Source organism: Micromonospora sp. NPDC049201 (assembly GCF_055586805.1).
The window spans coordinates 190,167-212,407 of sequence record NZ_JBVJHM010000011.1 but is presented as its reverse complement, the minus strand read 5'-3'; the positions used below and the strand labels follow the sequence as shown (position 1 = coordinate 212,407).

Annotated in this window: 24 protein-coding genes; 13 read left to right on the top strand and 11 right to left on the bottom strand. The window is 74.5% G+C overall.

Annotated elements, in window-relative coordinates; all coding sequences use genetic code 11:
* Positions 1 to 76: 76 nt before the first annotated feature.
* The gene (locus ACZ6O5_RS24105) at positions 77 to 946 is read left to right on the top strand and encodes a PAC2 family protein (RefSeq protein WP_030504102.1); all 870 of its coding nucleotides are present in this window, start codon (positions 77 to 79) and stop codon (positions 944 to 946) included.
* Between the two features lie 114 nt (positions 947 to 1,060).
* On the top strand, positions 1,061 to 1,852 hold the full coding sequence (locus ACZ6O5_RS24100) for a GntR family transcriptional regulator (protein ID WP_465980055.1): 792 nt from the start codon (positions 1,061 to 1,063) through the stop codon (positions 1,850 to 1,852).
* Positions 1,853 to 1,917: 65 nt separating this feature from the next.
* Here the strand turns inward: ACZ6O5_RS24100 and mshC are convergent, their stop codons facing one another.
* The 4 genes from mshC to ACZ6O5_RS24080 all read right to left on the bottom strand — a co-directional run bounded on the left by mshC (position 1,918) and on the right by ACZ6O5_RS24080 (position 5,439).
* On the bottom strand, positions 1,918 to 3,156 hold the full coding sequence (gene mshC, locus ACZ6O5_RS24095; protein ID WP_465980054.1) for a cysteine--1-D-myo-inosityl 2-amino-2-deoxy-alpha-D-glucopyranoside ligase: 1,239 nt from the start codon (positions 3,154 to 3,156) through the stop codon (positions 1,918 to 1,920).
* A 67-nt stretch (positions 3,157 to 3,223) separates the two neighbouring features.
* Entirely contained in the window at positions 3,224 to 4,042 is an 819-nt protein-coding gene (locus ACZ6O5_RS24090) for an SCO1664 family protein (RefSeq protein WP_465980053.1), read from the bottom strand.
* A complete protein-coding gene (locus ACZ6O5_RS24085) occupies positions 4,039 to 4,629 on the bottom strand; it encodes a DUF3090 domain-containing protein (protein WP_405094023.1) in 591 nt (196 codons plus the stop codon). The genes ACZ6O5_RS24090 and ACZ6O5_RS24085 overlap by 4 nt, the downstream gene beginning before the upstream one ends.
* 96 nt (positions 4,630 to 4,725) lie before the next feature.
* Positions 4,726 to 5,439 (bottom strand): histidine phosphatase family protein, encoded by a 714-nt coding sequence (locus ACZ6O5_RS24080; RefSeq protein ID WP_465980052.1) that lies wholly within the window; start codon positions 5,437 to 5,439, stop codon positions 4,726 to 4,728.
* Positions 5,440 to 5,849: 410 nt separating this feature from the next.
* Here ACZ6O5_RS24080 and ACZ6O5_RS24075 point away from each other — a divergent pair, with 410 nt between their 5' ends.
* Positions 5,850 to 6,431 (top strand): hypothetical protein, encoded by a 582-nt coding sequence (locus ACZ6O5_RS24075; protein ID WP_405094021.1) that lies wholly within the window; start codon positions 5,850 to 5,852, stop codon positions 6,429 to 6,431.
* Between the two features lie 57 nt (positions 6,432 to 6,488).
* On the opposite strand, the gene ACZ6O5_RS24070 is transcribed toward ACZ6O5_RS24075, so the two are convergent.
* Together ACZ6O5_RS24070 and ACZ6O5_RS24065 are read right to left on the bottom strand one after the other, a co-directional pair.
* Positions 6,489 to 7,325, bottom strand: coding sequence for an undecaprenyl-diphosphate phosphatase (locus tag ACZ6O5_RS24070; RefSeq protein ID WP_465980051.1), 837 nt, complete (start codon positions 7,323 to 7,325; stop codon positions 6,489 to 6,491).
* Entirely contained in the window at positions 7,322 to 8,374 is a 1,053-nt protein-coding gene (locus ACZ6O5_RS24065; protein ID WP_396774447.1) for an LLM class F420-dependent oxidoreductase, read from the bottom strand. Before ACZ6O5_RS24065 ends, ACZ6O5_RS24070 begins: the two co-directional genes overlap by 4 nt.
* 162 nt (positions 8,375 to 8,536) lie before the next feature.
* Here ACZ6O5_RS24065 and ACZ6O5_RS24060 point away from each other — a divergent pair, with 162 nt between their 5' ends.
* A complete protein-coding gene (locus tag ACZ6O5_RS24060; RefSeq protein WP_107155557.1) occupies positions 8,537 to 9,508 on the top strand; it encodes an aldo/keto reductase in 972 nt (323 codons plus the stop codon).
* An 81-nt stretch (positions 9,509 to 9,589) separates the two neighbouring features.
* Complete coding sequence (locus ACZ6O5_RS24055; protein WP_107155556.1) at positions 9,590 to 9,781, top strand: DUF5703 family protein; 192 nt, start codon at positions 9,590 to 9,592, stop codon at positions 9,779 to 9,781.
* A gap of 54 nt (positions 9,782 to 9,835) precedes the next feature.
* On the opposite strand, the gene ACZ6O5_RS24050 is transcribed toward ACZ6O5_RS24055, so the two are convergent.
* Positions 9,836 to 10,489, bottom strand: a complete 654-nt coding sequence (locus ACZ6O5_RS24050; protein ID WP_107155555.1) for a hypothetical protein — start codon at positions 10,487 to 10,489, stop codon at positions 9,836 to 9,838.
* Between the two features lie 61 nt (positions 10,490 to 10,550).
* Positions 10,551 to 11,870, bottom strand: coding sequence for a M20/M25/M40 family metallo-hydrolase (locus tag ACZ6O5_RS24045; RefSeq protein WP_405094019.1), 1,320 nt, complete (start codon positions 11,868 to 11,870; stop codon positions 10,551 to 10,553).
* A gap of 132 nt (positions 11,871 to 12,002) precedes the next feature.
* Here ACZ6O5_RS24045 and ACZ6O5_RS24040 point away from each other — a divergent pair, with 132 nt between their 5' ends.
* The 3 genes from ACZ6O5_RS24040 to ACZ6O5_RS24030 are packed head-to-tail and all read left to right on the top strand — an operon-like array spanning position 12,003 to position 13,913.
* The gene (locus tag ACZ6O5_RS24040; RefSeq protein ID WP_465980050.1) at positions 12,003 to 12,620 is read left to right on the top strand and encodes a hemerythrin domain-containing protein; all 618 of its coding nucleotides are present in this window, start codon (positions 12,003 to 12,005) and stop codon (positions 12,618 to 12,620) included.
* A gap of 49 nt (positions 12,621 to 12,669) precedes the next feature.
* On the top strand, positions 12,670 to 13,656 hold the full coding sequence (locus tag ACZ6O5_RS24035) for a LysR family transcriptional regulator (protein WP_405094017.1): 987 nt from the start codon (positions 12,670 to 12,672) through the stop codon (positions 13,654 to 13,656).
* A gap of 20 nt (positions 13,657 to 13,676) precedes the next feature.
* Positions 13,677 to 13,913: a hypothetical protein gene (locus ACZ6O5_RS24030; protein WP_405094016.1), complete on the top strand. Its 237-nt coding sequence runs from the start codon at positions 13,677 to 13,679 to the stop codon at positions 13,911 to 13,913.
* A gap of 52 nt (positions 13,914 to 13,965) precedes the next feature.
* On the opposite strand, the gene ACZ6O5_RS24025 is transcribed toward ACZ6O5_RS24030, so the two are convergent.
* The 3 genes from ACZ6O5_RS24025 to ACZ6O5_RS24015 are packed head-to-tail and all read right to left on the bottom strand — an operon-like array spanning position 13,966 to position 17,072.
* On the bottom strand, positions 13,966 to 14,316 hold the full coding sequence (locus ACZ6O5_RS24025) for a DUF3140 domain-containing protein (RefSeq protein ID WP_405094225.1): 351 nt from the start codon (positions 14,314 to 14,316) through the stop codon (positions 13,966 to 13,968).
* The gene (locus ACZ6O5_RS24020) at positions 14,316 to 14,489 is read right to left on the bottom strand and encodes a hypothetical protein (protein ID WP_281940697.1); all 174 of its coding nucleotides are present in this window, start codon (positions 14,487 to 14,489) and stop codon (positions 14,316 to 14,318) included. The genes ACZ6O5_RS24025 and ACZ6O5_RS24020 overlap by 1 nt, the downstream gene beginning before the upstream one ends.
* 30 nt (positions 14,490 to 14,519) lie before the next feature.
* Positions 14,520 to 17,072 (bottom strand): ATP-dependent Clp protease ATP-binding subunit, encoded by a 2,553-nt coding sequence (locus ACZ6O5_RS24015; protein WP_465980049.1) that lies wholly within the window; start codon positions 17,070 to 17,072, stop codon positions 14,520 to 14,522.
* A gap of 113 nt (positions 17,073 to 17,185) precedes the next feature.
* Between ACZ6O5_RS24015 and ACZ6O5_RS24010 the strand changes: the two genes are divergently transcribed.
* The 5 genes from ACZ6O5_RS24010 (at position 17,186) to ACZ6O5_RS23990 (ending at position 22,232) form a co-directional block, all read left to right on the top strand.
* On the top strand, positions 17,186 to 17,563 hold the full coding sequence (locus tag ACZ6O5_RS24010; RefSeq protein ID WP_465980048.1) for a hypothetical protein: 378 nt from the start codon (positions 17,186 to 17,188) through the stop codon (positions 17,561 to 17,563).
* A 186-nt stretch (positions 17,564 to 17,749) separates the two neighbouring features.
* Positions 17,750 to 18,010 (top strand): hypothetical protein, encoded by a 261-nt coding sequence (locus ACZ6O5_RS24005; RefSeq protein ID WP_030504016.1) that lies wholly within the window; start codon positions 17,750 to 17,752, stop codon positions 18,008 to 18,010.
* 10 nt (positions 18,011 to 18,020) lie between these two features.
* Positions 18,021 to 18,899 carry a hypothetical protein gene (locus ACZ6O5_RS24000; RefSeq protein ID WP_465980047.1) on the top strand — a complete coding sequence of 293 codons (879 nt, stop codon included), beginning with the start codon at positions 18,021 to 18,023 and terminating at the stop codon, positions 18,897 to 18,899.
* Complete coding sequence (locus ACZ6O5_RS23995) at positions 18,892 to 21,564, top strand: FtsK/SpoIIIE domain-containing protein (protein ID WP_465980046.1); 2,673 nt, start codon at positions 18,892 to 18,894, stop codon at positions 21,562 to 21,564. The genes ACZ6O5_RS24000 and ACZ6O5_RS23995 overlap by 8 nt, the downstream gene beginning before the upstream one ends.
* Positions 21,561 to 22,232: a hypothetical protein gene (locus ACZ6O5_RS23990; protein WP_465980045.1), complete on the top strand. Its 672-nt coding sequence runs from the start codon at positions 21,561 to 21,563 to the stop codon at positions 22,230 to 22,232. The genes ACZ6O5_RS23995 and ACZ6O5_RS23990 overlap by 4 nt, the downstream gene beginning before the upstream one ends.
* Positions 22,233 to 22,241 lie beyond the last annotated feature (9 nt).

The following is a 22,241-nucleotide window of genomic DNA, read 5'->3' as shown; positions in this document are numbered from 1 at the left end:
CGGACGTGAAGGACATCAGGGACGCGACCGTGCGACGGGGCGGCACCGCTCCCGACGAGCAGGGTGAGGTGACGGCGTGACCGAGTTCGACGGGCTGCCGGTACTCCGCTCACCGGTCGCGATCGCGGCCTTCGAGGGCTGGAACGACGCCGCGGACGCCTCCACCGCCGCCGTGGAGCACCTCGAACAGGTCTGGCAGGCCCGGCAGGTGACCGAGTTGGACCCGGAGGACTTCTACGACTTCCAGGTGAGCCGGCCGACCATCACCATGGCCGACGGGGAGACCCGCCGGGTCGAGTGGCCCACCACCCGGTTCATGGTGGCCAGCCCGGAGGGCACCGAGCGGGACGTGGTGCTGATCCGCGGCATCGAGCCGAGCATGCGCTGGCGCACGTTCTGCGAGCAGGTGCTGGAGATCTGCCACAGTCTGGAGGTCGAGCGGGTGGTGCTGCTGGGCGCGTTGCTGGCCGACGTGCCGTACACCCGGCCGCTGCCGATCAGCGGCAGCGCCTCCGACGCCGACGCGGCCAAGCGCTACCAGCTCACCCCCACCCGCTACGACGGGCCGACCGGCATCGTCGGGGTGTTGCACGACGCGTGCACCCGCGCCGAGGTCGACGCGGTGTCGTTCTGGGTGCACGTGCCGCACTACGCCAACAACCCGCCCTGCCCGAAGGCGACACTGGCGCTGTTGCACCGCGTCGAGGAGGTGCTCGACCTGCCGGTGCCGATGGCCGACCTGGCCGAGGAGGCCGCCGAGTGGGAGCAGCGGGTGCGCAGCGCCGCCGAACAGGACGCCGAGCTCGGTGAGTACGTGCGTGAGCTGGAGGAACGCGTCGGCGACGCGGGCATCACGCCGTTGACCGGGGACGAGATCGCGCAGGAGTTCGAGAAGTACCTGCGTCGTCGGGGCGGTTCCGCCGGGCCCACCGCGGGTTCCTGGTAGCTGGTTCGTTCGAAGGCCGGGTCCCCCGTGGGCCCGGCCTTCTCGCGTGTTCGGGGTGGCGGTGTCACGTTCGCTAGGGCATCCTAGGAACCTAGCTGTTCTGAGGAGGCGGACATGCAGATCAACCCCGGCGCGGCCGAGTTCCCGCACCGGCAGATCGCCGCGCAGCTCAAGGACCGGGTGCGGCGCGGCGACTGGGCGCCGGGCGAGCGACTGCCGTCCATCCCGGCCATCGCCGAGCTGTTCGGCGTGGCCAAGCAGACCGTCCAGCGCGCCGTCGACCAGCTCCGGGTCGAGGGCATCCTGATCACCAAACCGGGCTCCGGCACGTACGTCCGGGGCACCCGCCGCCGACTCAACCGCCTGGCCCGGGGCCGGTACGGCGGCTTCCGCGGCTACCACACCGACCTGGCCGCCCGGTACCGCCAGCAGCTCGTCTCCGTCGGTCGCGCCGCCGCCCCGCCGGAGGTCGCCGACGCGTTCGGCGTCGCCGACGGCACCGAGCTACTCTGCCGGCGGCACCTGGTCCGCACCGAGGACTCCCCGGTCGAGGTCGGCGCGTCCTGGTTCCTGCCCGCCGACACCGCCGGCAGCTCACTGGAACGGGCCGAGGCGTTCGGCCGGCCGCTCTACCAGGAGGCCGAGGAGGCCACCGGCCGCCGCTACGTCACCGCGACGGACACCATCAGCGCCCGCCAGCCCAGCCGGGAGGAGGCGGAGATCCTCCAGATCCGCCCGGACACGCCGGTGCTGCACCTGCTGCACGTCGCGTACGACGAGCGGCGCAAACCGATCGAGGTCGCCCAGGCCACCTGGCCGGGCCCGATGACCACGCTCACCGAGGAGTACAAGATCCCCGCCCCGACCCCCGACCCCAGCCCCGACCCGGGCCTCGTCCTCGGCTGACCCGCCCGATGGGGTGGTGAGAAGGGGCCCTGTCTATACCGGAGGCGTTAACCGGGGGCCCCTCCTTACACGCGGATGCCGAGGAGGGCGTCGAGCGCGTCGGCGAACAGGGCGGGGGCGGACGGATCGTCGGGGGCGCCGGCCAGCGTCTGGGCGGCCCAGGTGTCGGCTGTGGCCAGCGCGCCCGGGGTGTCGAGGTCGTCGGCGAGGCGGGCGCGTAGCTCGGTCAGGAACGCCTCGCCCGACGGGCCGGACGGCGCGGCGGCGGCCCGCCGCCAGCGGTCCAGCCGCTCGTGCGCCTCGACCAGCAGCTCGTCGGTCCAGGACCGGTCGGTGCGGTAGTGGCCGGCGAGCAGGGCCAGCCGCACCGCCATCGGGTCGACCCGGTCGGCGCGCAGCCGGGACACGAAGACCAGGTTGCCCTTGGACTTCGACATCTTCTCGCCGTCCAGGCCGATCATGCCGGCGTGCACGTAGTGGTCGGCGAACGGCGTCGCGCCGGTCAGCCGCTCGGCGTGCGCCGCGGAGCACTCGTGGTGCGGGAAGATCAGGTCGTTGCCGCCGCCCTGCACGCAGATCCGGTCGCCGAGCAGGTTCAGCGCGATGACGGCGCACTCGATGTGCCAGCCGGGACGGCCCGGGCCGAGGTCGCCGCCGGGCCAGGACGGCTCGCCCTCGCGGGCGCCGCGCCACAGCAGCGGGTCGAGCGGGTCCCGCTTGCCGGCGCGGTCCGGGTCGCCGCCACGCTCCGGGAAGATCTCCCGCATCTGCGCCCGGGACAGGTTGGACTCGTAGCCGAACGTGCCGGTGGCGGAGATGTCGAAGTAGACGTCGCCGGTGCCGTCGTCGAGCCGGTAGGCCGCGCCGTCCTTGAGCAGCACGAGCACCCGGTCGGCGATGTCCGGGATCGACTCGACCGCGCCGACATAGTGCGCCGGCGGGATGATGCGCAGCGACTCCATGTCCTCGCGGAACAGCGCCGTCTCCCGCATGGCCAGGACCTTCCAGTCCTCGCCGTCGCGCTCGGCGCGCTCCAGCAGCGGGTCGTCGATGTCGGTGACGTTCTGCACGTACCGCACGGTCAGGCCGGCGTCGCGCCACATCCGCTGCACCAGATCGAACGTGATCATGGTGGCGGCGTGCCCGAGGTGGGTGGCGTCGTAGGGGGTGATGCCACAGACGTACAGGGTGGCGACGCCGTCGGGCCGGGAGGGGTGGACGCCCTGCCGCGCCGAGTCGTACAACCTCAGCGGCACGCCTTCACCGGGCAGCCGTGGCACCTCGTGTCCCGTCCAAGACTCCATGACCGCCAGCCTAACGATCCGTCAGGCGCTCGGGTGCCACCCCGTGGGTGATCAACACGACACCGGTTCACATCGGCGGCCAGGGCATGGCCGGCCACTCCTCCGGTGGCAGCGGGAACCGACCGTCGCCCCGCAGGCGCGCCACCCGGGCCGCGACCGCCGCGACCTCGCCGAGCGTGAGGTGCTCGGCCAGCTCCTCGCCGAGCGCGCCGTCGAGCTGGCCGGCCAGCGCGTCGAGCATCTCCACCGCGTCCGGTGGGAGCAGGCGACCCGCCCAGCCCCAGAGCACCGTGCGCAGTTTCTCCTCGACGTGGAAGCTGACGCCGTGGTCCACGCCGTAGATACGGTCGTCGGCGCCGACGAGCACGTGCCCGCCCTTGCGGTCGGCGTTGTTGATCACCGCGTCGAGCACGGCCAGCCGGGCCAGCCGCGGGTCGTCGGCGTGCGCCAGCGCGTACGCCGCCCCGTCGTCGTCGCGGGCCGCGGCGATCGGGAACCAGCGCGGCGGCACCGACCCGGCCGGGACGAAGCCGACGAGCGGCTCGGCGTCCGCCGGCTCGTCGATCCAGAGCTGGCAGGAGCCGGGGCCGAACGGGCCGTCGCGCAGCACGGTCGGCGGCACCAGGTCCCACCCGGTGGCCCGGGAGACCAGGTAGGCGGCCACCTCCCGGCCGGCGAGCGTGCCGTCCGGAAAATCCCAGAGCGGGCGCTCGCCACGGACCGGCTTGTAGACACAGTGCGCGGTGGTCTCGCCGAGCGCGACCGCGCCGCGCAGCGTGGCGTTGGAGGCGTCGACCAGCCGCCCTTCCAGGGTCAGCTCGCCGTCGGTCAGCAGCCGCAGCGCCTGCGCGGCGTCCTGTCGGGGTTGCAGTTCCGACGAGGTCACCGGTGATAGCCGTTGTGCCGGGGGCAGAGGTGACCGGCCGGGTCGAGCGGCTGGCCGCAGAGCGGGCAGGGCGGCCGGCCGGCGTTGACCACCCGCTTGGCGCGCTCGATGAACTCGCGGGTCGCCTCGGGGGTCAGCCGCACCCGGAGCCGGTCGAGGTCGTCGTCGGGCTCGTCCGGCTCCTCGTCGATCTCGACCTCGTCGGTCTCCGCGTCGCCCAGCTCGACCTCGGCCTCCGCCTCGCCCACGGCGATCGCCTCGATCACCACGGTGGCGGTGTCCACGTCGAACGCCAGGCCGAGCGTGCCGACCCGGAACTCCTCGTCGACCGGGGTGTCGAGCGGTTCGTTGTCGCCCAGCACCACCGGAGCGGCCTCCGGCAGCTTCACCCCGAACCGGCGTTGCGCCTCGGAGAGCAACTCCTCCAGCTTCTCGGCGAGCAGCGACACCTGGACCTTCTCCAGCGCGACGCTGACCAGCCGGCCGCCGCCACGCGCCTGGAGGAAGAAGGTGCGCTCCCCCGGCGGGCCGACCGTTCCGGCGACGAACCGCTCCGGCGGCTCGAACGCATGCACCTGGTGCGTCATACCCACGACCCTATCCGGAGCGCGGAAGCACCGCGCAGCCCACCGACGCCGAATCCGCCCAGAGCGCAACACGCCGGGCCGCCGCGGCCGGCCGGCTCACCGCGCCGCCCCCGCGCCGCCGCCCACCGCCGCGTCCGACTCGGTCGCCCGCACCGCCCGCCGGCGCCGCTTGCGCGGCGGCGGGACCAGCGTCGACAGGTCGCCGCCGGTGTCGTTGAGGCGCACCAGGAACGGCCGCAGCGGCGTGTAGCGGATCGCCGTGACCGACGCCGGGTCGGCCACGATCCGCTGAAAGAGATCCAGGTGTACGCCGAGCGCGTCGGCCACGATCGCCTTGATCACATCGCCGTGGCTGCACGCCAGCCAGACCGCCTCGGATCCGTGCTCCGCCGTGACGCGCGCGTCCCACGCCCGCACCGCCGCGACCGCCCGCGCGGACATCGCCGCCATCGACTCGCCCTCCGGGAAGGCGGCGGCGCTGGGGTGCTGCTGCACCACCGGCCAGAGCGGGTCCTTCGCCAGCTTCTTCAGCGCCTGCCCCTCCCAGGCGCCGTAGCCGCACTCGATCAGGCCCTCCTCGACCACCGGCTCGACGCCGGGCAACGCCAGGTCGAGGGTCTGCCGGCAGCGGATCAGCGGGCTGCTCACCACCGCCGCGAGCGGCAGCCCGGCGAGGCGCCCGCCGACGGCCGCGGCCTGGGCCCGGCCGGTGTCGTCCAGCTCGACCGGTTGCCGGCCGGCCAGGCCGCCGTCGGCGTTCGCGGTGGTCCGGCCGTGTCGCAAGAGCAGAAGGGTCGCCACGCTGACCACCCTAGGCCGTGCCCACCCCCGACAGCGGACCCGCCACCGCGCACCCCCACCCGACGTCGCCGCCGCGGTGATCATGAGGTTGACGGTGACGGAACGGACATCGCGCGCCGACAACCTCATGGTCACCGGGGCGGGCGGGCCGTTTGGGGTGGGTGTCCGGTTCGGGGGTGGTGGGTGACACCCGCCGGGCGGAATCGGCGGGGGGTGGGCGGCGTTGTAACCGGGTGAACGGCCGCGCAGCGATCCCGCCCCGGGGGAGCCCCGGGAATGACGGTGGGGCGCCGGTCGTTGCACCCGGTTCGGCAGCCACGACGAGGCCCCCGCCCCGTGGCCCGGCCGGATCCCCCGAGACGAGCGCCTGACGGTGCCACGCACCCCAGCCGGTGCGTCGACCCCCGAACGGAGCCCCCATGAACACCATGCTGCGCAAGAGCATCCTCGGTATCGCCGGTCTGACCGTCGCCGGTGGCCTGGCCGCCGGCCCGCTGAACCACCAGGACACCACGCCCACCCCGCGCGAGAGCGCCGTGGCTGTGCAGACGAAGCTCGACACCGCCGCGCTCATCCCGCACGGCGTGCAGGGCGCCCAGTCCCGCATCGACCTCGACGACGAGCAGACCGCCAACGTCAAGGCGATCATCGCCGCCACCAAGAAGGCCGGCATGGACGAGCGCGCCGCGGTCGTCTCCATCGCCACCGCCCTGCAGGAGTCGAAGCTGGAGAACCTCGGCCACCTCGGCGACCGCAACGACCACGACTCGCAGGGCCTGTTCCAGCAGCGCCCGTCCTCCGGGTGGGGCACGGTCGAGCAGATCACCGACCCCGAGTACGCCACCCTGGCCTTCCTCAAGGGCCTCAAGCAGGTCGACGGCTGGCAGGACATGCCGCTGACCCAGGCGGCGCAGACCGTCCAGGTCAGCGCCTACCCCGACCACTACGCGCAGTGGGAGCAGCAGGCCGCCGACCTCGTCGCCGAGCACTGGAACAGCTGACACCGCGAAGGCCGGCACCCCGGGCGGGGTGCCGGCCCTCGGCGTGTCCGGACCGGATCAGGTGGCGCTGATCGTGCCGGTGAGCAGCAGGCAGAGCACCAGCGTGCCGAGCGCCACCCGGTAGATCACGAAGAGGTAGAGCGTGTGGTGCGCGACATAGCGCAGCAGCCAGGCGATGGCCGCGTACCCGATGGCGAACGCGATCAGCGTGGCCACCGCCATCTGGGCCACGCTCGGCGCGGCGGTGCCCGGCGCGGACGGCTCGAAGACGTCCGGCAGGCTGAACACGCCGGAGATCACCACGGCGGGAATGGCCAGCAGGAACGAGTAGCGGGCCGCGGTCTCCCGGGTGAGGTTGAGGAAGAGACCGACGGTCAGCGTGCCACCGGACCGGGAGACGCCGGGGATGAGCGCCATCGCCTGCCCCAGCCCCATCGCCACGCCGTCACGCATCCGGAAGTTCTCCAGCGTGCGGGTCTGCCGCCCCCAGTACTCGGCGAACGCGAGCACCAGGGCGAAGAAGATCAACGTGAAGGAGATGAGGTAGAGGTTGCGGCCGGCGGTGCGGATCTGGTCCTTGAAGAGCAGCCCGAGGATCCCGATCGGGATCGTGCCGACGATGACGTACCAGCCCATCCGGTAGTCGAGGCTGGCGCGCACCGAACGGTCCACCAGGCCCAGGCACCAGGTCCGGACGATCCGCCAGATGTCCTTGAAGAAGTAGATCAGCACCGCGGCCTCGGTGCCGAGCTGGGTCACCGCGGTGAACGACGCGCCCGCGTCGCGGCCGAAGAAGATCGCCGAGGTGATCCGCAGGTGGCCGGAGGACGACACCGGCAGGAACTCCGTCAGCCCCTGGACGACGCCGAGGACGATGGCCTCGATCCAGGTCACTCGCCGACCCCGGACAGGTCGAGGGCCTCGGCCACGGTACGCAGCGTCTGCACGCCGCTGTCCCGGTCGGCCACGAACAGCGTCACCGACAGCGTGGTCACGCCGGCGGCGGCGTACTCCCGCATCCGCTCGGCGATGCGCTCCTTCGGGCCGAGCAGCGACGTCCGGTCGATGAACTCCATCGGCACCGCGGCGGCGGCGTCGCGCTGCCGCTTGGCCAGGTAGAGATCCTGCACCTCGCGGGCCGCGTCGCCGTAGCCCATCCGGGTGGCGAGCTGGTTGTAGAAGTTCTGCTTCCGGCTGCCCATCCCGCCCACGTAGAGCGCGGCGTACCAGCGGACCAGCTCGGCGCAGGTGGCCACGTCGTCGCCGACCACCACCGGCACGGACGGCACCACGTCGAAGCCGGCCAGCTCCTTGCCGGCGGCGGCCCGCCCGGCCCGGACCGAGGCGAGCTGCTCCTCGGCGAACTCCGGGGCGTAGAAGACGGCCAGCCAGCCGTCGGCGATCTCGCCGGCCAGCTCCAGGTTCTTCGGGCCGACCGCGGCCAGGTAGATCGGGATGTGCGCGCGCGGCGGATGGAAGCCCAGCCGCAGCGCCTTGCCCGGCCCGTCCGGCAGCGGCAGCGTGTAGTGCTCGCCGTCGTAGGCGACCTCCTTGCGGGCCACCGCGAGCTTGACGATGTCGACGTACTCCCGGGTGCGGGCCAGCGGCTTGGCGAACCGCACGCCGTGCCAGCCCTCGGAGACCTGCGGGCCGGAGACGCCCAGGCCGAGTCGGAACCGGCCGCCGGAGAGCGCGTCGATGGTGGTCGCGGTCATCGCGGTCATCGCCGGGGTCCGGGCCGGGATCTGCATGACCGCGGAGCCCAGGTCGATCCGCTCCGTCTGCCCGGCCATCCAGGCCAGCATGCTCGGCGAGTCGGAGCCGTACGCCTCCGCGGCCCACACCACCGAGTAGCCGAGGCGGTCCGCCTCCTGGGCGAGCGCCAGGTGGTCGGCGGGCGTGCTCCACGCCGTCTGGTATCCGAGGCTGAGCCCGAGTCGCATGATCCTCCCACCGTCCGCACCACAGGTCGCATCAGGTTACGCAATGCCGGTGGGGCCACCGACGACCGGCTCGCCCGAACACGTCACACCCGCCTGCGGTCGCGCGGGAAGTTGACTGCGGCGAGGATATCCGTGACGCCGGCTTCGAAATAAGGTTCACGCATGCAACAGCGACCGCTCGGCCGAAGCGGGCTGGCGGTTTCGCGGCTCGCGCTCGGCACCATGACCTGGGGACGGGACACCGACGCCGACGACGCGGCCGCCCAGCTGAAGAGCTACCTCGACGCGGGTGGCAACCTCGTCGACACCGCCGACGTGTTCGCCGACGGCGACGCCGAGTCGGTGATCGGCTCCCTGCTGGGCAGCCTGGTGGACCGCGACGAGCTGCTCATCGCCACCAAGGCGGGGCTGCGGCCGGGCAGCGGCCGACGCCGGGACGGCTCGCGCGGGCACCTGCTGCGCACGCTCGACGCGTCGCTGCGCCGGCTCGGCACCGACCACGTGGACCTGTGGCAGGCGCACGGGTACGACCCGGACACGCCGCTGGAGGAGACGCTCGCCGCGCTGGACCACGCGGTGTCCAGCGGCCGGGCCCGGTACGTCGGTGTGTCGAACTTCTCCGGCTGGCAGACCGCCCGGGCCGCCGCCTGGCAGGCCGCCTGGCCGGGGCGCGCCCCGGTGGTCGCCGCCCAGGTGGAGTATTCGCTCCTGGAGCGCGGCATCGAGCGCGAGGTGCTGCCGGCCTGCGCCGAGATGGGGCTGGGCGTGCTGCCCTGGTCGCCGCTGGGCCGGGGGGTGCTCACCGGCAAGTACCGCAACGGCCGCCCGGCGGACTCGCGGGCGGTGTCGCCGCACTTCGACCGGTTCGTCGGCAGGTACCTGGAGCCCCGCTGCTCCAGCATCGTGGAGGCGGTGGCGATCGCCGCCGGCGGGCTCGGCGTGTCGCCGCTGGAGGTGGCCCTGGCCTGGATCCGGGACCGGCCGGGCGTGACCGCGCCGATCCTCGGCGCGCGCACGGTCGGGCAGCTCCTCGGCGCGCTCCAGGTGGAACGGATGACGCTGCCAGACGAGATCGTCACGGCGTTGGACGACGTCTCCGCGGTGCCGATCGGGTATCCGGAGCGGGACGGCTGACCGGTCGCCGGCGGCGGCGGGGCGACCGGGGTCACCGTCCGGGGGTGGCGGAGCGCCGCCGGGCTGGGCAGCATGGATGCCATGGACTACGAGTACGCGCCGCTGCGGTTGCCTTCGAATGTCGATCGGTTGACCGCCGCGGCGCAACTGGCGATCCAGGCGGAGTTCTCCGGTTGGGAGTTGGCCCGGGTGCGGCTCTACCGGGACGGCACCCGGCAGGTGATGCTGCGACGCCGGGTGGTGAACAAGCCGCAGCCCGGCCTGTCGTACTGAGCCGGGCCGTCCCCGGGGCCGCGCCGTGCGGTGCGGCCCCGGGGCGAGCACGGCCTAGTGGGCGTGGTCGTGCTCCTCGTCGACCTCCAGGAACGGGTGCTCGTCGAGCCGGCCGACCAGCCGGTCGTCGACGGCCGGCTGGAACGGGCCGACCGGGTCGTCGTCGTCGAACGACTCCAGGTCGACCGGGGTGCCGACCTCGCTGACCATGACCACGCCGTCGAGCGGCTCCAGTTCCGGCACGTCGAGCGCGGACAGCGAGCCGTCGCCGCTCTGCAACAGCTCCAGGACCGCCTCGCCGACGCCCTCGACCGGCGCCGGCTCGTCCTCCTCCGGGGTGCCCTCCCGGCGGGCCGCCTCGGCGACCCGCAGCAGCGCCGCGACGCTGGGGACCCGGTAGTCGCGGCGCTGCCGCACCGAGATCACCCGGGGGTGCGGGTCGGTGGGCTCGCCGCCCTCGACCGCGCCGAAGCGCTCGTCGGCCTCGTCCGGGTCGATCGACTCGACGTCCCAGGGCGTCACCTCGCCGAACGCGTCGAGCAACTGCTCGTCGTAGGCGAAGGAGGCGTTGTTCAACGCGACGTACGCCTGCCAGACGGCGTCGTCGTCGATCCGGCCCTGGGCGGCCCGGACGGCGGCCAGGTGGGCGCGGGCCGCGTCGATCACCCGCTCGAGGGCGGCGTCCAGCTCACCGTGCTGGTCGGTCATGTGAGGCAGTCCCTTCGCGATGGGGGCAGGTTCCGCGCCGGCGGCGCCGCGGCGGGCGCGGTCAGCAGTTGCGGAGGAAGCGGTCGAGAACCCGCACGCCGAACTGTAGTCCGTCCAGCGGAACCCGCTCGTCGATGCCGTGGAACAGGCCGGAGAAATTGAGGTCGGCCGGCAGCCGCAGCGGCGCGAACCCGAAGCAGCGGATGCCGAGTTGCGAGAACGCCTTGGCGTCGGTGCCGCCGGAGAGCATGTACGGCACCGGGTGCGCGCCCGGGTCCTCGGCGCGCAGCGCGGCGGACATCTGCGCCACCAGGTCCCCGTCGAACGTGGTCTCCAGGGCCGGCTGGCGCTGCACGTACTCGATCGCGATGTCCGGCCCGACCAGCTCCCGCAACTGCCGTTCCAGCTCCTCGCTCTGCCCGGGCAGGCTGCGGCAGTCGATGGTGGCGGTGGCCCGGCCGGGGATGACGTTGTCCTTGTAGCCGGCGGCCAGTCGGGTCGGGTTGGCGGTGTTGCGGATCGTCGCGCCGATGATGTTCGCGATCGGGCCGAGCTTGGCGATCGCGGTCTCCGGGTCGTCCGGGTCGATCTCGATGCCGAGCACGTCGGAGACCTCGGCCAGGAACGCGCGTACGGTGTCGGTCATCACCACCGGGAAGCGGTGCCGGCCGATCCGGGCGACCGCCTCGGCGAGCGCGGTCACCGCGTTGTCGTCGTGCATCATCGAGCCGTGGCCGGGCCGCCCCCGGGCGTGCAGGCGCAGCCAGTCGATGCCCTTCTCGGCGGTCTCGATCAGGTAGAGCCGGCGCTGCTCGTCGACCGAGTAGGAGAAGCCGCCCACCTCGCCGATCGCCTCGGTGCAGCCGTCGAACAGGCCCCGGTGGCGCTGGGCCAGGAAGTGCGCGCCGTAGTCGCTGCCGGCCTCCTCGTCGGCGGTGAGGGCGAGCACGATGTCGCGGCGGGGCCGGACGCCGGCGCGCTGCCAGTCGCGCACCACGGCCAGCACCATGGCGTCGAAGTCCTTCATGTCGATCGCGCCGCGGCCCCACAGGTAGCCGTCGCGGATCTCGCCGGAGAACGGGTGCACCGACCACTCGTCGGGGTCGGCGGGCACCACGTCGAGGTGGCCGTGCACCAGCAGCGCGTCCCGGCCGGGCTCGGTGCCGGGGATGCGGGCGACCAGGTTGGCCCGCCCGGGCGCCGACTCGTGGATCTCGGCGGCCACGCCGACCTCGGCGAGCTTCTCCGCGACGTACTCCGCCGCGCGCCGCTCCCCCACGCTGGTGTCGTTGTCCCCGGTGTTGGTGGTGTCGATGCGCAGCAGGTCCCGGCAGAGGTCCACGACCTCGTCGGTGGGCTCGGGTGAGGCGGAGGTCGTCATCGCTTCCTTATACCAGTCGGACCGGTCGCGGCGGCCGGCGCGGTGCGGCCCGGTTTCGCCCGACGCGCGGCAGGGTAACGCCGAACATCGATTCCGGCCACCACGATTCCGGCCATCCACGAGGAGGGCACCATGACCGTCCCCCTGCCGCCGCTCCCACCCGCCGCCGACGACCGGTACCGGCCGGGTGGGCGGAGCCTGGCCGACCTCGTGGACGCCGAGCACCGCTCGCTGCTCGACCTGGCCGATCGGGTGACCGACGCCGGGCTGGACCCGGCCGGCCGCGCTCGGGTGCTGGACGTGCTGACCGCCGCGGTGTCGCGGCACCTCTCCGCCGAGGAGCAGTACCTCTTCCCCGCCGCCCGGGCCGCGGTGCCGGAGAGCGCCGAGCTGGTCACCCGGGAGATCGAGGCGGACGCCGCGCTGCTGACCGCGTTGAAGGGGCTGTCCGGTCCGGACGACGCGGCGCTGGCCGACGTGGCGGAGCGGGTCCGCCGGCACGTCAGCCGGGTGGCCGCGCTGGTCACGCCGCTGCGCGAGGTGGCCAGCGACGCCGAGTTGATCCGGTTGGGCAACCGGTGGGAGATCGCGGAGGAGGCGGCGCCCACCCGGCCGCACCCGGGCACCCCGGCCACGCCGCCGTGGAACAAGATCGTCGAGCCGGCGGTGGGGGTGCTGGACAAGGTGCGCGACGCGGTCAGCGGACGGCGGACCCGCCTGGCCGACCTGGAGCCCCGCCGGGAGGCCTGAGCCGATCCGCCCCTTCCCGGACACCCGTTCGTGGTCCTACCGTCACCCTATGAATCTGGAGCTGCGACACCTGCGGGTGGTCTGCGCGATCGCCGAGACGGGGAGCGTCACCAAGGCGGCGTCCCTGCTCGGGCTGGCCCAGCCGGCGCTGACCGCCCAGCTCCAGCGGATCGAGCGGGTCCTCGGCGGGCCGCTGTTCGAACGGGACCGCCGGGGCGCCCGGCCCACCGCGCTGGGTGAGCTGGTGCTGGACCGGGCCCGGGTGCTGCTGCCGGCGATGAAGGGCCTGCAGGACGAGGCGGCCCGGCTGGCCGGCGCGGGCGACCCGCTGCGCCGCTACCGGTTCGGCGGGGTGAACAGCCCGATCCTGGGCCGGCTGGTGCACCGGCTCGCCGCCGAGCGCTCCGACGCGCAGATCTCCACGTACGCGTCGTGGTCGGTGGACGAGCTGGCCCAGTTGGTGGCCGGCGGTCGGCTCGACTTCGCCCTGGCCGGGGTGTGCGGGGACGCCACGCCGTCGCCGGTGTTCGGGTTGAGCTGGCGGGAGGTGGCCGTCGACCCGGTCTTCGTGCTGCTGCCGCAGACCCATCCGCTGGCCGCCCGCGACGAGATCGACCTGCTCGACCTCCGCCGGGAGCAGTGGGTGGCCGCGCCGGGCGACGGCTGCTTCGGCGACTGCTTCGCCGCCGCGTGCGCGCGCGCCGGCTTCACCCCCCGCAAGGTGTACGAGGCGGACGTGCGGGCCGCGCTGGACCTGGTGGACGCGGGCACCGCGGTGGCGCTGTGCCAGGCCACCTTCCGTCCGGTGGCGGGGCTGGTGACCCGCCGGCTGGCCGGGGTGCCGCTGCGCTGGCGGCTGCTGTTCGGCTGGCATCCGGAGGCGCCGGCCGCGGTGGTGGCCGAGCCGGTGCTGGAGCAGGCGGTGGCGGCGTACACCGACGCGTTGGCCAACCATCCGGACTATCTGGGCTGGCTGTTGGGCCATCCGGACTTCGGCGTGCAGCCCACCGGCACGGGTGGGGTGCGAACCGCCTGAACGCGGGTATCACCGGCGGCATGACTGATCTGTATCCGGCGGCCGACCAGCGGGAACTGCTGCGTCAGGCGGCCGCCGCGCACACCGCCGCCGCCGCCGACGTCGAGGCGTTCCTGCGCCGGCTGCCCGAGGTGCCGGACCCGGCGGACGTCACCGAGTACGCCACCCTGCTCAGCCGGGAGGAGCGGGCGCGGACGGACCGGCAGGCCGCGGCCGACGCCGCCGGCCTGGAGCTGCCCAGCATGGAGTCCGAGTAGGCCGTACCCGGTCGGCCCGGGCGGGGTGTCCGCCCGGGCATCCGGCGACGGGTCAGCGTTCCACCAGCACGTCGTGACCGAGGTCGAGCAGCGCGTGCCGCCACTCGTCGTCGGCGGCGCCCCGGTCCGGCCGGTCGGCGGCGAGTTCCCGGATCCGGGTGATCGCCTCGCGCATCACCGCGATGTCCTCCGGAGTCAGGTCCACCTTGCGCTTGCGCAGCACGGCGAGGATCTGCCGGCCGGGTTCGGGCAGGTCCAGGTCGGGGTCCGGGCCGAACGCCTCCTCCCCCGACCCGCGGGTCAGCAGCCACTGCCGTAGCTGTTCGGAGGGAACGTTCACCTCGGCGTGGAAGTCGTCCCAGATGATCTCGACCTCGGGGTCGAGTCGCGCCTCGCGTACCATCACGCCTCCTCTCCCGGCGGCGGCCCGGACGGTTCCGGCTCGCCCTCGCCGCTCGGTGTCTGCGGGGTCAGTCCCTCCGGTGGCACCCGGACCCGGGACGGGTTCGCCGTCGGCGGCGCCTCGATCGGTTCACCGGCCGCGGCGTCCTCCCGGGTCTCCTCGGGTTCGGTCATGTCCGCCCTCCGATCCTTGCGCCCGTCCCCTCACCGGGGATGGGAGGTGGTGGCGGCCGAGTAGCCGCGCTCACCGGCGGACACGTCGAGGACGAGCTGGTCGTCGCGGGCGTCGACGGTGACCTTCTGCCCCGGCGAGATCTCGTTCTCCAGCAGCATCCGGGACAGCCGGTTGTCGAGTTCGCGCTGGATCACCCGGCGCAGCGGGCGGGCCCCGAACTCCGGCTGGTAGCCGTGCTCGGCGAGCCAGTCGACGCCGGCGGTGCTGATCTCGACCTGGATGTCCTGGGCGTGCAGCCGGCGGCGGGTCTCCTCCAGCAGCAGGCCGGTGATCTCCCGGAGCTGCTCGGCCTCCAGCCGCTGGAAGATGATCACCTCGTCGATCCGGTTGAGGAACTCCGGGCGGAAGTTCTCCTGGAGTCGGCGCATCAGCCGGTCCCGCAGCTCGGTGGACTCCTGCTCGCCCGGCTCGCCGGTGGCGAACCCGACCGTGCGCTGGGTGCCGGTGATCAGCTCGGAACCGAGGTTGCTGGTCATGATCAGGACGGTGTTCTTGAAGTTCACGGTCCGGCCCTGGCTGTCGGTGAGCCGGCCGTCGTCGAGCACCTGGAGCAGGATGTTGAACACATCGGGGTGCGCCTTCTCGATCTCGTCGAGCAGCACCACCGCGTACGGGCGGCGGCGGACCGCCTCGGTGAGCTGGCCGGCCTCCTCGTAGCCGACGTAGCCGGGCGGGGCGCCGACCAGCCGGCTGACGGTGTGCCGCTCCTGGAACTCGCTCATGTCCACCCGGACCATCCGGTCCGCCTCGCCGAACAGCGCCTCGGCGAGCGCGCGGGCCAGCTCGGTCTTGCCGACGCCGGTGGGGCCGAGGAACAGGAAGCTGCCCATCGGCCGGTTCGGGTCGGCCAGGCCGGTACGCGAGCGCCGGACCGCCTCGGCGACCGCGCCGACCGCGTCGTCCTGCCCGATCACCTTCTGGTGCAGGTGCCCCTCCAGGCGCAGCAGCCGGTCGCGTTCCTCCTCGGTGAGCTGGGTGACCGGGATGCCGGTGGCCCGGGACACCACCTCGGCGATCTCCTTCGGACCGACCTCCGGCACGTGGTTGGGCCCCTCGTCGCCGCGGGCGCGACGGATCTGGTCCTCCAGCTCGGCGAGCCTGTCGCGCAGCGAGGAGGCCCGCTCGTACTGCTCGTCGGAGACCGCCTGCTCCTTGTCCCGGCGCACCTCGTCGAGCTGCTGTTCCAGGTCCCGCACGTCGGAGGCGGGGGTGCGGGTGCGCAGCCGTACCCGGGCGCCGGCCTGGTCGATCAGGTCGATCGCCTTGTCCGGCAGGAACCGGTCGGTGACGTACCGGTCGGAGAGTTCGGCGGCGGCGACCAGCGCCTCGTCGGTGAAGCGGACCTGGTGGTGCGCCTCGTAGCGGTCGCGCAGGCCGCGCAGGATGGCGACGGTGTTCTCGACGTCCGGCTCGGGCACCAGCACCGGCTGGAAGCGGCGGGCCAGGGCGGCGTCCTTCTCGATGGTGCGCCGGTACTCGTCGAGCGTGGTCGCGCCGATCACCCGCAGCTCGCCGCGGGCGAGCGCCGGCTTGAGCATGTTGGACGCGTCCATCCCGCCCTCGCTGCCGGCGCCGCCGGCCCCGACCAGCGTGTGGATCTCGTCCAGGAAGATGATCAGCTCTTCGCGGTGGGCCCGGATCTCGTCGATCACCTTCTTCAGGCGTTCCTCGAAGTCGCCCCGGTAGCGGGTGCCGGCGACCAGGCCGGAGAGGTCGAGCTGGATGACCCGCTTGCCGATCAGGGTCTGCGGCACGTCGCCGTCGCAGATCCGCTCCGCGAGGCCCTCCACGATGGCGGTCTTGCCGACGCCGGCCTCACCGATCAGCACCGGGTTGTTCTTGGTGCGCCGGGACAGGATCTCCACCGCCTGCTCGATCTCGTCGGCCCGGCCGATCACCGGGTCGATCTGGTCCATCCGGGCCAGTTCGGTGAGGTCCTGGCCGTACTGGTCGAGGGTGGGCGTGCCGCGGTCCGGGCGCGGGCCGCCGGCGGCGCCGCGCTCGGCGCTGGCCGCCTGCAACGACTCCGGCTGGATCCGGCCGGCGGCCAGCATCCGGCCGGCCGGCGACTCCGGGTTGAGCGGCAACGCCATCAGGATGTGCTCGGGGCCGATGTAGTTCGCCCCCATGGCGCGGGAGAGCTGGTGGGCGTCGAGCAGCGCCCGTTTCGCGGCCGGGGTGAGCGACAGGTTCGGCGGCACCTCGCCGCCGGGCGCGCCCCCCTCGGCGCGTCCGCCCAGCGCGTTGACCAGCGCGTCCGGGTCGGCGCCGGCGCGGCGGACCAGGTCCCGCAGCGGCTCACGCTGCAACGCGGCCCAGAGCAGGTGGTCGGTGTCCAGGTCGTTGCTGTGCTTCTGGGCGGCCCGCCGGGCCGCGTCGGCCAGCATCTCCCGGGCGTCGGCGGTCATCAGGCGGGTGATGTCCACCCGGTGGGCCGGCCGGCGACCGCCCTCGCCCCGACCGAAGTACCGGGCCAGGAACTCGTCCCACGGGTCGTTGCCGAAGTCGCCGGGTCCCATCATGTTTCGTCCTCCGCAGTCGGTCGGCACGACCGGGACGCGGCACGCGCGGCACGGTCGGCGGTGGCTACCCGGCGGTGTGCGCGACAAACGCCCGCGGATGGCAGGCTGGGCGGATGGAGAGCAGACCGCTGCTGGTGGTGGACGGCGCGAACGTGGTGGGCTCCCGGCCGGACGGCTGGTGGCGCGACCGGGCCGGCGCGGCGGTGCGGCTGCGCGACGCGCTGGCCCCGCTGGCCGGCGCCGGCGTGCCGCCGGAGCTGCCGCCGCCGGTGCAGGTGGTGCTGGTGGTGGAGGGCGCGGCCCGGCACGTGACGCCGACGCCGGGGGTCGACGTGGTGTCCGCGGCCGGGTCCGGCGACGACACCGTGGTGGAGCTGGTCGCCGCCGCGCCGGAGCGCCGGCGGGTGGTGGTCACCGCGGACCGGGAGCTGCGGGCCCGGGTCAGCGCGCTGGGCGCGGAGGTACGCGGCCCGCGCTGGCTGGGCCGCTGACGCCCCGAGTCCCGTCAACGGGACCAGGCCGACCGCCGGCGGGACCGCCGACCCGGCCGCTGCCCGGCCTTCCCGCACGTCAGGGCCGCAATCGGACACCCGGGCAGGAACGGCGCGAGGGTGGATGTTCGCCCACCGGATGGGATGGGTTGTAATGGAGATCTCCCCTGCCCCCAGGAGGTCCTTGTGGCGAGCGTCGCCGAGCTGAAGGCCGCCATCGATGTCGCTCTCCAGCAGATCGGTGACGGCCAGACAGCGGTGCAGGCGGCCGGCGAGAAGCTGGCCGAGGCGCAGCAGACCCTGGCCGGCGCGCTGGAGGGCAGCGGCCACGAGACGGTCGAGGCGGCCCAGGCCTCGCTGACCCAGGCCAGCCAGGAGCTGGAGGAGTGCCTCGCCGCGACACTGGTGGCGGTGGAGCAGGCGCAGCTCTACGTCGCGACGCTCTGAAGGGCCGGCCGTGTCCATCGTCGAGGACATCGGCGCGCAGGTCCGCGCCGCCGCCGAGGAACTGCCGCTGGCGCAGCTCGCCGCCGCGCTGGAGAAGCTCGGCCAGGCGCAGGAACGGCTGCGCTGGGTGCGCCAGGAGTCGGCCGACCCGATGGGCGTGCCGGAGCTGACCGCCGCCACCGAGCACGCCGAGACCGCCGGCTACGCGCTGCGCGTGGCCCAGGAGCAGCTCAGCGCGTACCTGGCCGCGATCGGGCTGGCCGCCGACGGCGCGCCGGCCGCGACGTCGGGCGAGCGGCGGCCCCGGCACGACGCGCCACGCGGCGAGGCGACGCCCGCGCCCGGCCCGGCGCCCGACCCGGGCGAGCAGCCGGCGGTACGCCGCTGGTGGGCGGTCCGGGTGGCGGAGCTGACCGGCGGACGGGAGGGCGCGCCGGACGACCCGGACGAGCGCGTCGAGAACGCCCACGAGCTGCTGCGCCGGGTGGTGGTCGGCATCCGCTCCGGCGACCGGGACCGGCTGCACGCCGAACTGCGACGGGCCCACGCCGACGTCGGGCTGGGGCTGGCCGCGATCGCCCCGCCGATGCTGCGCGACCTGGCCGGCGAGCTGCTCGGCCACCCGCCCCGCGCGGACGACCTGGCCCGGCTGCGCCGCGAGTTGGACGGGCGGGTCCGCGACCTGCTGCCCGGGCTGCCGCCGCCGGTGCTGGACACGCTGCTCACCCGGATCTGCCGGATGCCCCCGCCGCGCCGCGACGACGGGCAGGAGCAGCCGCACGCGGCCGACCCGGCGGTCACCGCCGGGGTGCTCACCGGCGTACTGCTCGACCGGCTCGGCCGGGACCTGCCGAAGGACACCGAGGAACGGGAGCCGTCGCGTGGCTGACGTCCGCGCCCAACTGGTGACGCGGGTCCGGGGCATGCTCTCCGAGGCCCTGGGCGCCACCCGGAACCGGCTCACCGCCGCCGAGGCGGAGCTGGCCGCCGGCCGGGAACGGCTGGCCCGTACCCGGCGTGCCGCCGCGGCGGTGCCCGGCCGGGTCGGCGCGGCCCGCGACCGGCGGCTCGCCGAGATCGACGCCCGGCACACCGCCCGCCTGGCCGAGCTGGCGCGCCGCGCCGCCGCCGCGGCCCAGCGGGAGGCGCCGGGCGCGGCGTCCGCGCCCTGGGACCGGTGGACCGTCACCCCCGCCGGCCGGGCCGAGCGGCCGGGCGCGGTCCGGATCGGCACGGTACGCATCACCGGCGCCGAACCGGTGCCGGCGCTGGTCCCGCTGCTCGACGCCGGGCACGCGCACCTGGCCGGCGGCGACCGGGACGGCCTCGCCGCGGTGGTGCCCGCGCTGCTGCTGCGCTCCGTGGGCCGGGCCGACCCGGGCGCGGTCCGGCTGCACGGGTACGACCCGGAGCACCTGGGCGGCGGCCTGGCCGGGTTCGCGCCGCTGGGCACCGCCGGCCTGCTCACGTTCGTCGGCCCGGGTGGGCTGGGCCGGCTGCTGGACGACCTGGTGGAGCAGATCCGCCGGATCAACGCCACGGTGCTGGCCGGCGAGTACGCGTCCCTGCGGGAGCTGGCCGCCGCCACCGGCCGGCGCCCGGAGCCGTGGCGGGTGGCGGTGCTGCTCGGCGGCGACGAGCTGTCCCGGCACGAGCGCGGCCAGCTCGACCGGGTGGTCCGCACCGGGGCCGCGTGCGGGGTGCACCTGGTGGTCCGCGGCATCGACCTGCCCGACGACCCGACCGTCACCCGGATCGTGGTGGACCCGGACGACGCCCGCATCGCCGGGCTGCCGGTGGTGCTCGACGCCCCGCCACCGCCCACGCTGGTCACCGAGACCTGCCGGACGGTCGCCTCCCGGGTCGCCGCCGGCCCGCCGCCGACGCCGTTCACCGATCTGCTGCCCCCGCCGGACGACTACTGGCGGGAGGACTCGGCGCACGGGCTCACCGCGCCGATCGGCGAGGGCCCGCACGGGCGGCCGGTGCTGCTGACGCTCGGCGACTACCCGCCGCACGCGTTGATCGGCGGCCCGTCCGGCACCGGCAAGACGAACCTGATCTTCGCGTGGATCGGCGCGCTCGCCGCCCGCTACTCCCCCGCCGAGCTGGAGTTCTATCTGCTCGACTTCAAGGAGGGGGTGTCCTTCGCCCGGTTCGCCCAGGGTCGGCGCGACCCGAGCTGGCTGCCGCACATGCGGCTGGTCGGCATCAACGTCAACACCGACCGGGAGTTCGGCCTGGCGCTGCTGCGGTTCCTCGCCGAGGAGCTGCGCCGGCGGGCCGACGCGGCGAAGAAGCACGAGGTCACCAAGCTGGCCGAGCTGCGGGCGGTGGACCCGACCGGGCACTGGCCACGGATCGTCGCGGTGGTCGACGAGTTCCAGGCGCTGCTCGCCGGCCGGGACGTGGTCGCCCGGGAGGCCGCCGACCTGCTGGAGGACCTGGCCCGGCGGGGTCGCTCGCAGGGCATCCACCTGGTGCTCGCCTCCCAGGACGTCCGCGGCATCGAGGCGCTCTGGGGCCGGCCCGCGCTGGTCGCCCAGTTCACCCTCCGGATCGCGCTGCCGAAGGCGCTGCGCATCCTGGCCGAACGCAACGACGCCGCGCAGTCGCTGCCCCGACACCACGCCGTGGTCAACGCCGAGTCCGGCATGACCGAGGGCAACGAGGTGGCCCGCATCCCGTCGGCGAGCGACTGGGAGACCTGGAGCGAGCTGCAACACCGGCTGTGGCGGATGCGCCCGCAGGACGCCGCACCGGCCCGGCTCTTCGACGGCGACGCGATCCCCCGGCTGGCCGAGGCGCCGGACTTCCGTGCCCTGACCGCGCCGGAGCAGGGCGCGCCGCGCAGTCCGGTGGCGCTGCTCGGCGAGATCATCGACGTACAGTCGCGCTCGGCGGTGCTGCGGCTGCCCCGCGCGCCGGGCCGCAACCTGGCCGTGCTGGGCACCCGGGTGGACGAGGCGTGCGCGGTGCTCGACGCCGCCGCCCGCTCGTTGGCCCGGCAGTACCCGCCCGGCGCGGCCCGGTTCTCCATCGCCTGTCTCGACCCGGACGCCGACCCGGCCGCCCGCGCGCTCTACGAGGACCTGGCCGGCGACGCCTCCTGGTACGACGAGGAGACGGTCGCCGAGCTGATGGCGGAGGTGGGTGACGGGCTGGGCGCGCCGGGCACCCCGCGTACCCCGCACTTCCTGCTGCTGTACGCGGTGGACGCGGCGGCCGGCGCGCTGGCCGGCAAGGCCGGCGCCCGGAGCGGGCTGGAGCAGCTGCGCCGCATCCTGCACGACGGGCCGGAGCGGCGGACCCACGTGCTGGCCTGGTGGCGCGGCGTGGCCCGGATGCGGGCCGACCTGGGCGGCGCCGGCGCGCGCACGGACCAGATCGGCGCGTGGGTGGCGCTCGACGTGCAGGGCGGCGAGCTGGGCTCGTCGCTCTACCCGGGCAGCGGCGGGCCGGACTGGTATCCCCGACCGTGGCGCGGTCTCTACTTCGACCGCGCGGTGCACCGCACCGGACAGGTGATCATCCCTTATGGTCCCTCCCGATGAACGAACCGGTCTCCAGTGAGACGTACCCTGCCCAGATCCGCCGGCTCGCCGAGTTGACCGCCCGGGTGGCCGCCCAGCGGGCCGAGGCGCACACCTGGTACGCCCAACAGGTCGCCGCCGCCGACCGGGCGGTGGCCGAGGCGACCGATGAGGTCCGGCTCGCCGAGGCGGAGCTGGCCGACGCCCAGCGGATGGTGGACCGGGTGGACGGCGAGGTGACCCACCTGTGGGCGCAGCTACGGGCCCGGCTCGGCGGCGGCACGCGGCGCCTGGGCGACCCGCCCGGGCCGGTACGGGACGCCGCCGGTGACCCGGTGCCGCTGCTGCGCGGCGTACGCGAGCTGCTGGAGCGCACCGGGACGCCGGGCGAGTTGCCCGGCTCGGTGAACCCGCTGCTGATCGCGTGCGGGGTCGGCGGCGCGCTGGTGGCGTTCCTGCTGGGGACCGGGGCACGGGCGTTGGGCGCCGGCTCGGGCGGTGACCTGGCGGTCGGCCTGCCGGTGCTGGCGCTGGTGGTGACGCTGCTCGGCCCGCTGGTCGGCCTGGCGCCGGCCCGCCTGCTGGCCGACCGCCGGCACGCGGTGCTGACCCCCCGCCCGATGATCCTGGTGGCCGCCAGCGGCCTGGCCACCACGCTGCTCCTGCTGACGGTCACCTACACCCGCTGACCCCCCCGG

Excerpts from the sequence above, each read along its gene's own strand:
- ACZ6O5_RS24100 (WP_465980055.1), top strand. The coding sequence starts at position 1,061 with ATGCAGATCAACCCCGGCGCGGCCGAGTTCCCGCACCGGCAGATCGCC.
- mshC (WP_465980054.1), bottom strand. The coding sequence starts at position 3,156 with ATGGAGTCTTGGACGGGACACGAGGTGCCACGGCTGCCCGGTGAAGGC.
- ACZ6O5_RS24085 (WP_405094023.1), bottom strand. The coding sequence starts at position 4,629 with ATGACGCACCAGGTGCATGCGTTCGAGCCGCCGGAGCGGTTCGTCGCC.
- ACZ6O5_RS24075 (WP_405094021.1), top strand. The coding sequence starts at position 5,850 with ATGAACACCATGCTGCGCAAGAGCATCCTCGGTATCGCCGGTCTGACC.
- ACZ6O5_RS24065 (WP_396774447.1), bottom strand. The coding sequence starts at position 8,374 with ATGCGACTCGGGCTCAGCCTCGGATACCAGACGGCGTGGAGCACGCCC.
- ACZ6O5_RS24060 (WP_107155557.1), top strand. The coding sequence starts at position 8,537 with ATGCAACAGCGACCGCTCGGCCGAAGCGGGCTGGCGGTTTCGCGGCTC.
- ACZ6O5_RS24055 (WP_107155556.1), top strand. The coding sequence starts at position 9,590 with ATGGACTACGAGTACGCGCCGCTGCGGTTGCCTTCGAATGTCGATCGG.
- ACZ6O5_RS24050 (WP_107155555.1), bottom strand. The coding sequence starts at position 10,489 with ATGACCGACCAGCACGGTGAGCTGGACGCCGCCCTCGAGCGGGTGATC.
- ACZ6O5_RS24045 (WP_405094019.1), bottom strand. The coding sequence starts at position 11,870 with ATGACGACCTCCGCCTCACCCGAGCCCACCGACGAGGTCGTGGACCTC.
- ACZ6O5_RS24040 (WP_465980050.1), top strand. The coding sequence starts at position 12,003 with ATGACCGTCCCCCTGCCGCCGCTCCCACCCGCCGCCGACGACCGGTAC.
- ACZ6O5_RS24035 (WP_405094017.1), top strand. The coding sequence starts at position 12,670 with ATGAATCTGGAGCTGCGACACCTGCGGGTGGTCTGCGCGATCGCCGAG.
- ACZ6O5_RS24030 (WP_405094016.1), top strand. The coding sequence starts at position 13,677 with ATGACTGATCTGTATCCGGCGGCCGACCAGCGGGAACTGCTGCGTCAG.
- ACZ6O5_RS24025 (WP_405094225.1), bottom strand. The coding sequence starts at position 14,316 with ATGGTACGCGAGGCGCGACTCGACCCCGAGGTCGAGATCATCTGGGAC.
- ACZ6O5_RS24020 (WP_281940697.1), bottom strand. The coding sequence starts at position 14,489 with ATGACCGAACCCGAGGAGACCCGGGAGGACGCCGCGGCCGGTGAACCG.
- ACZ6O5_RS24015 (WP_465980049.1), bottom strand. The coding sequence starts at position 17,072 with ATGATGGGACCCGGCGACTTCGGCAACGACCCGTGGGACGAGTTCCTG.
- ACZ6O5_RS24010 (WP_465980048.1), top strand. The coding sequence starts at position 17,186 with ATGGAGAGCAGACCGCTGCTGGTGGTGGACGGCGCGAACGTGGTGGGC.
- ACZ6O5_RS23990 (WP_465980045.1), top strand. The coding sequence starts at position 21,561 with ATGAACGAACCGGTCTCCAGTGAGACGTACCCTGCCCAGATCCGCCGG.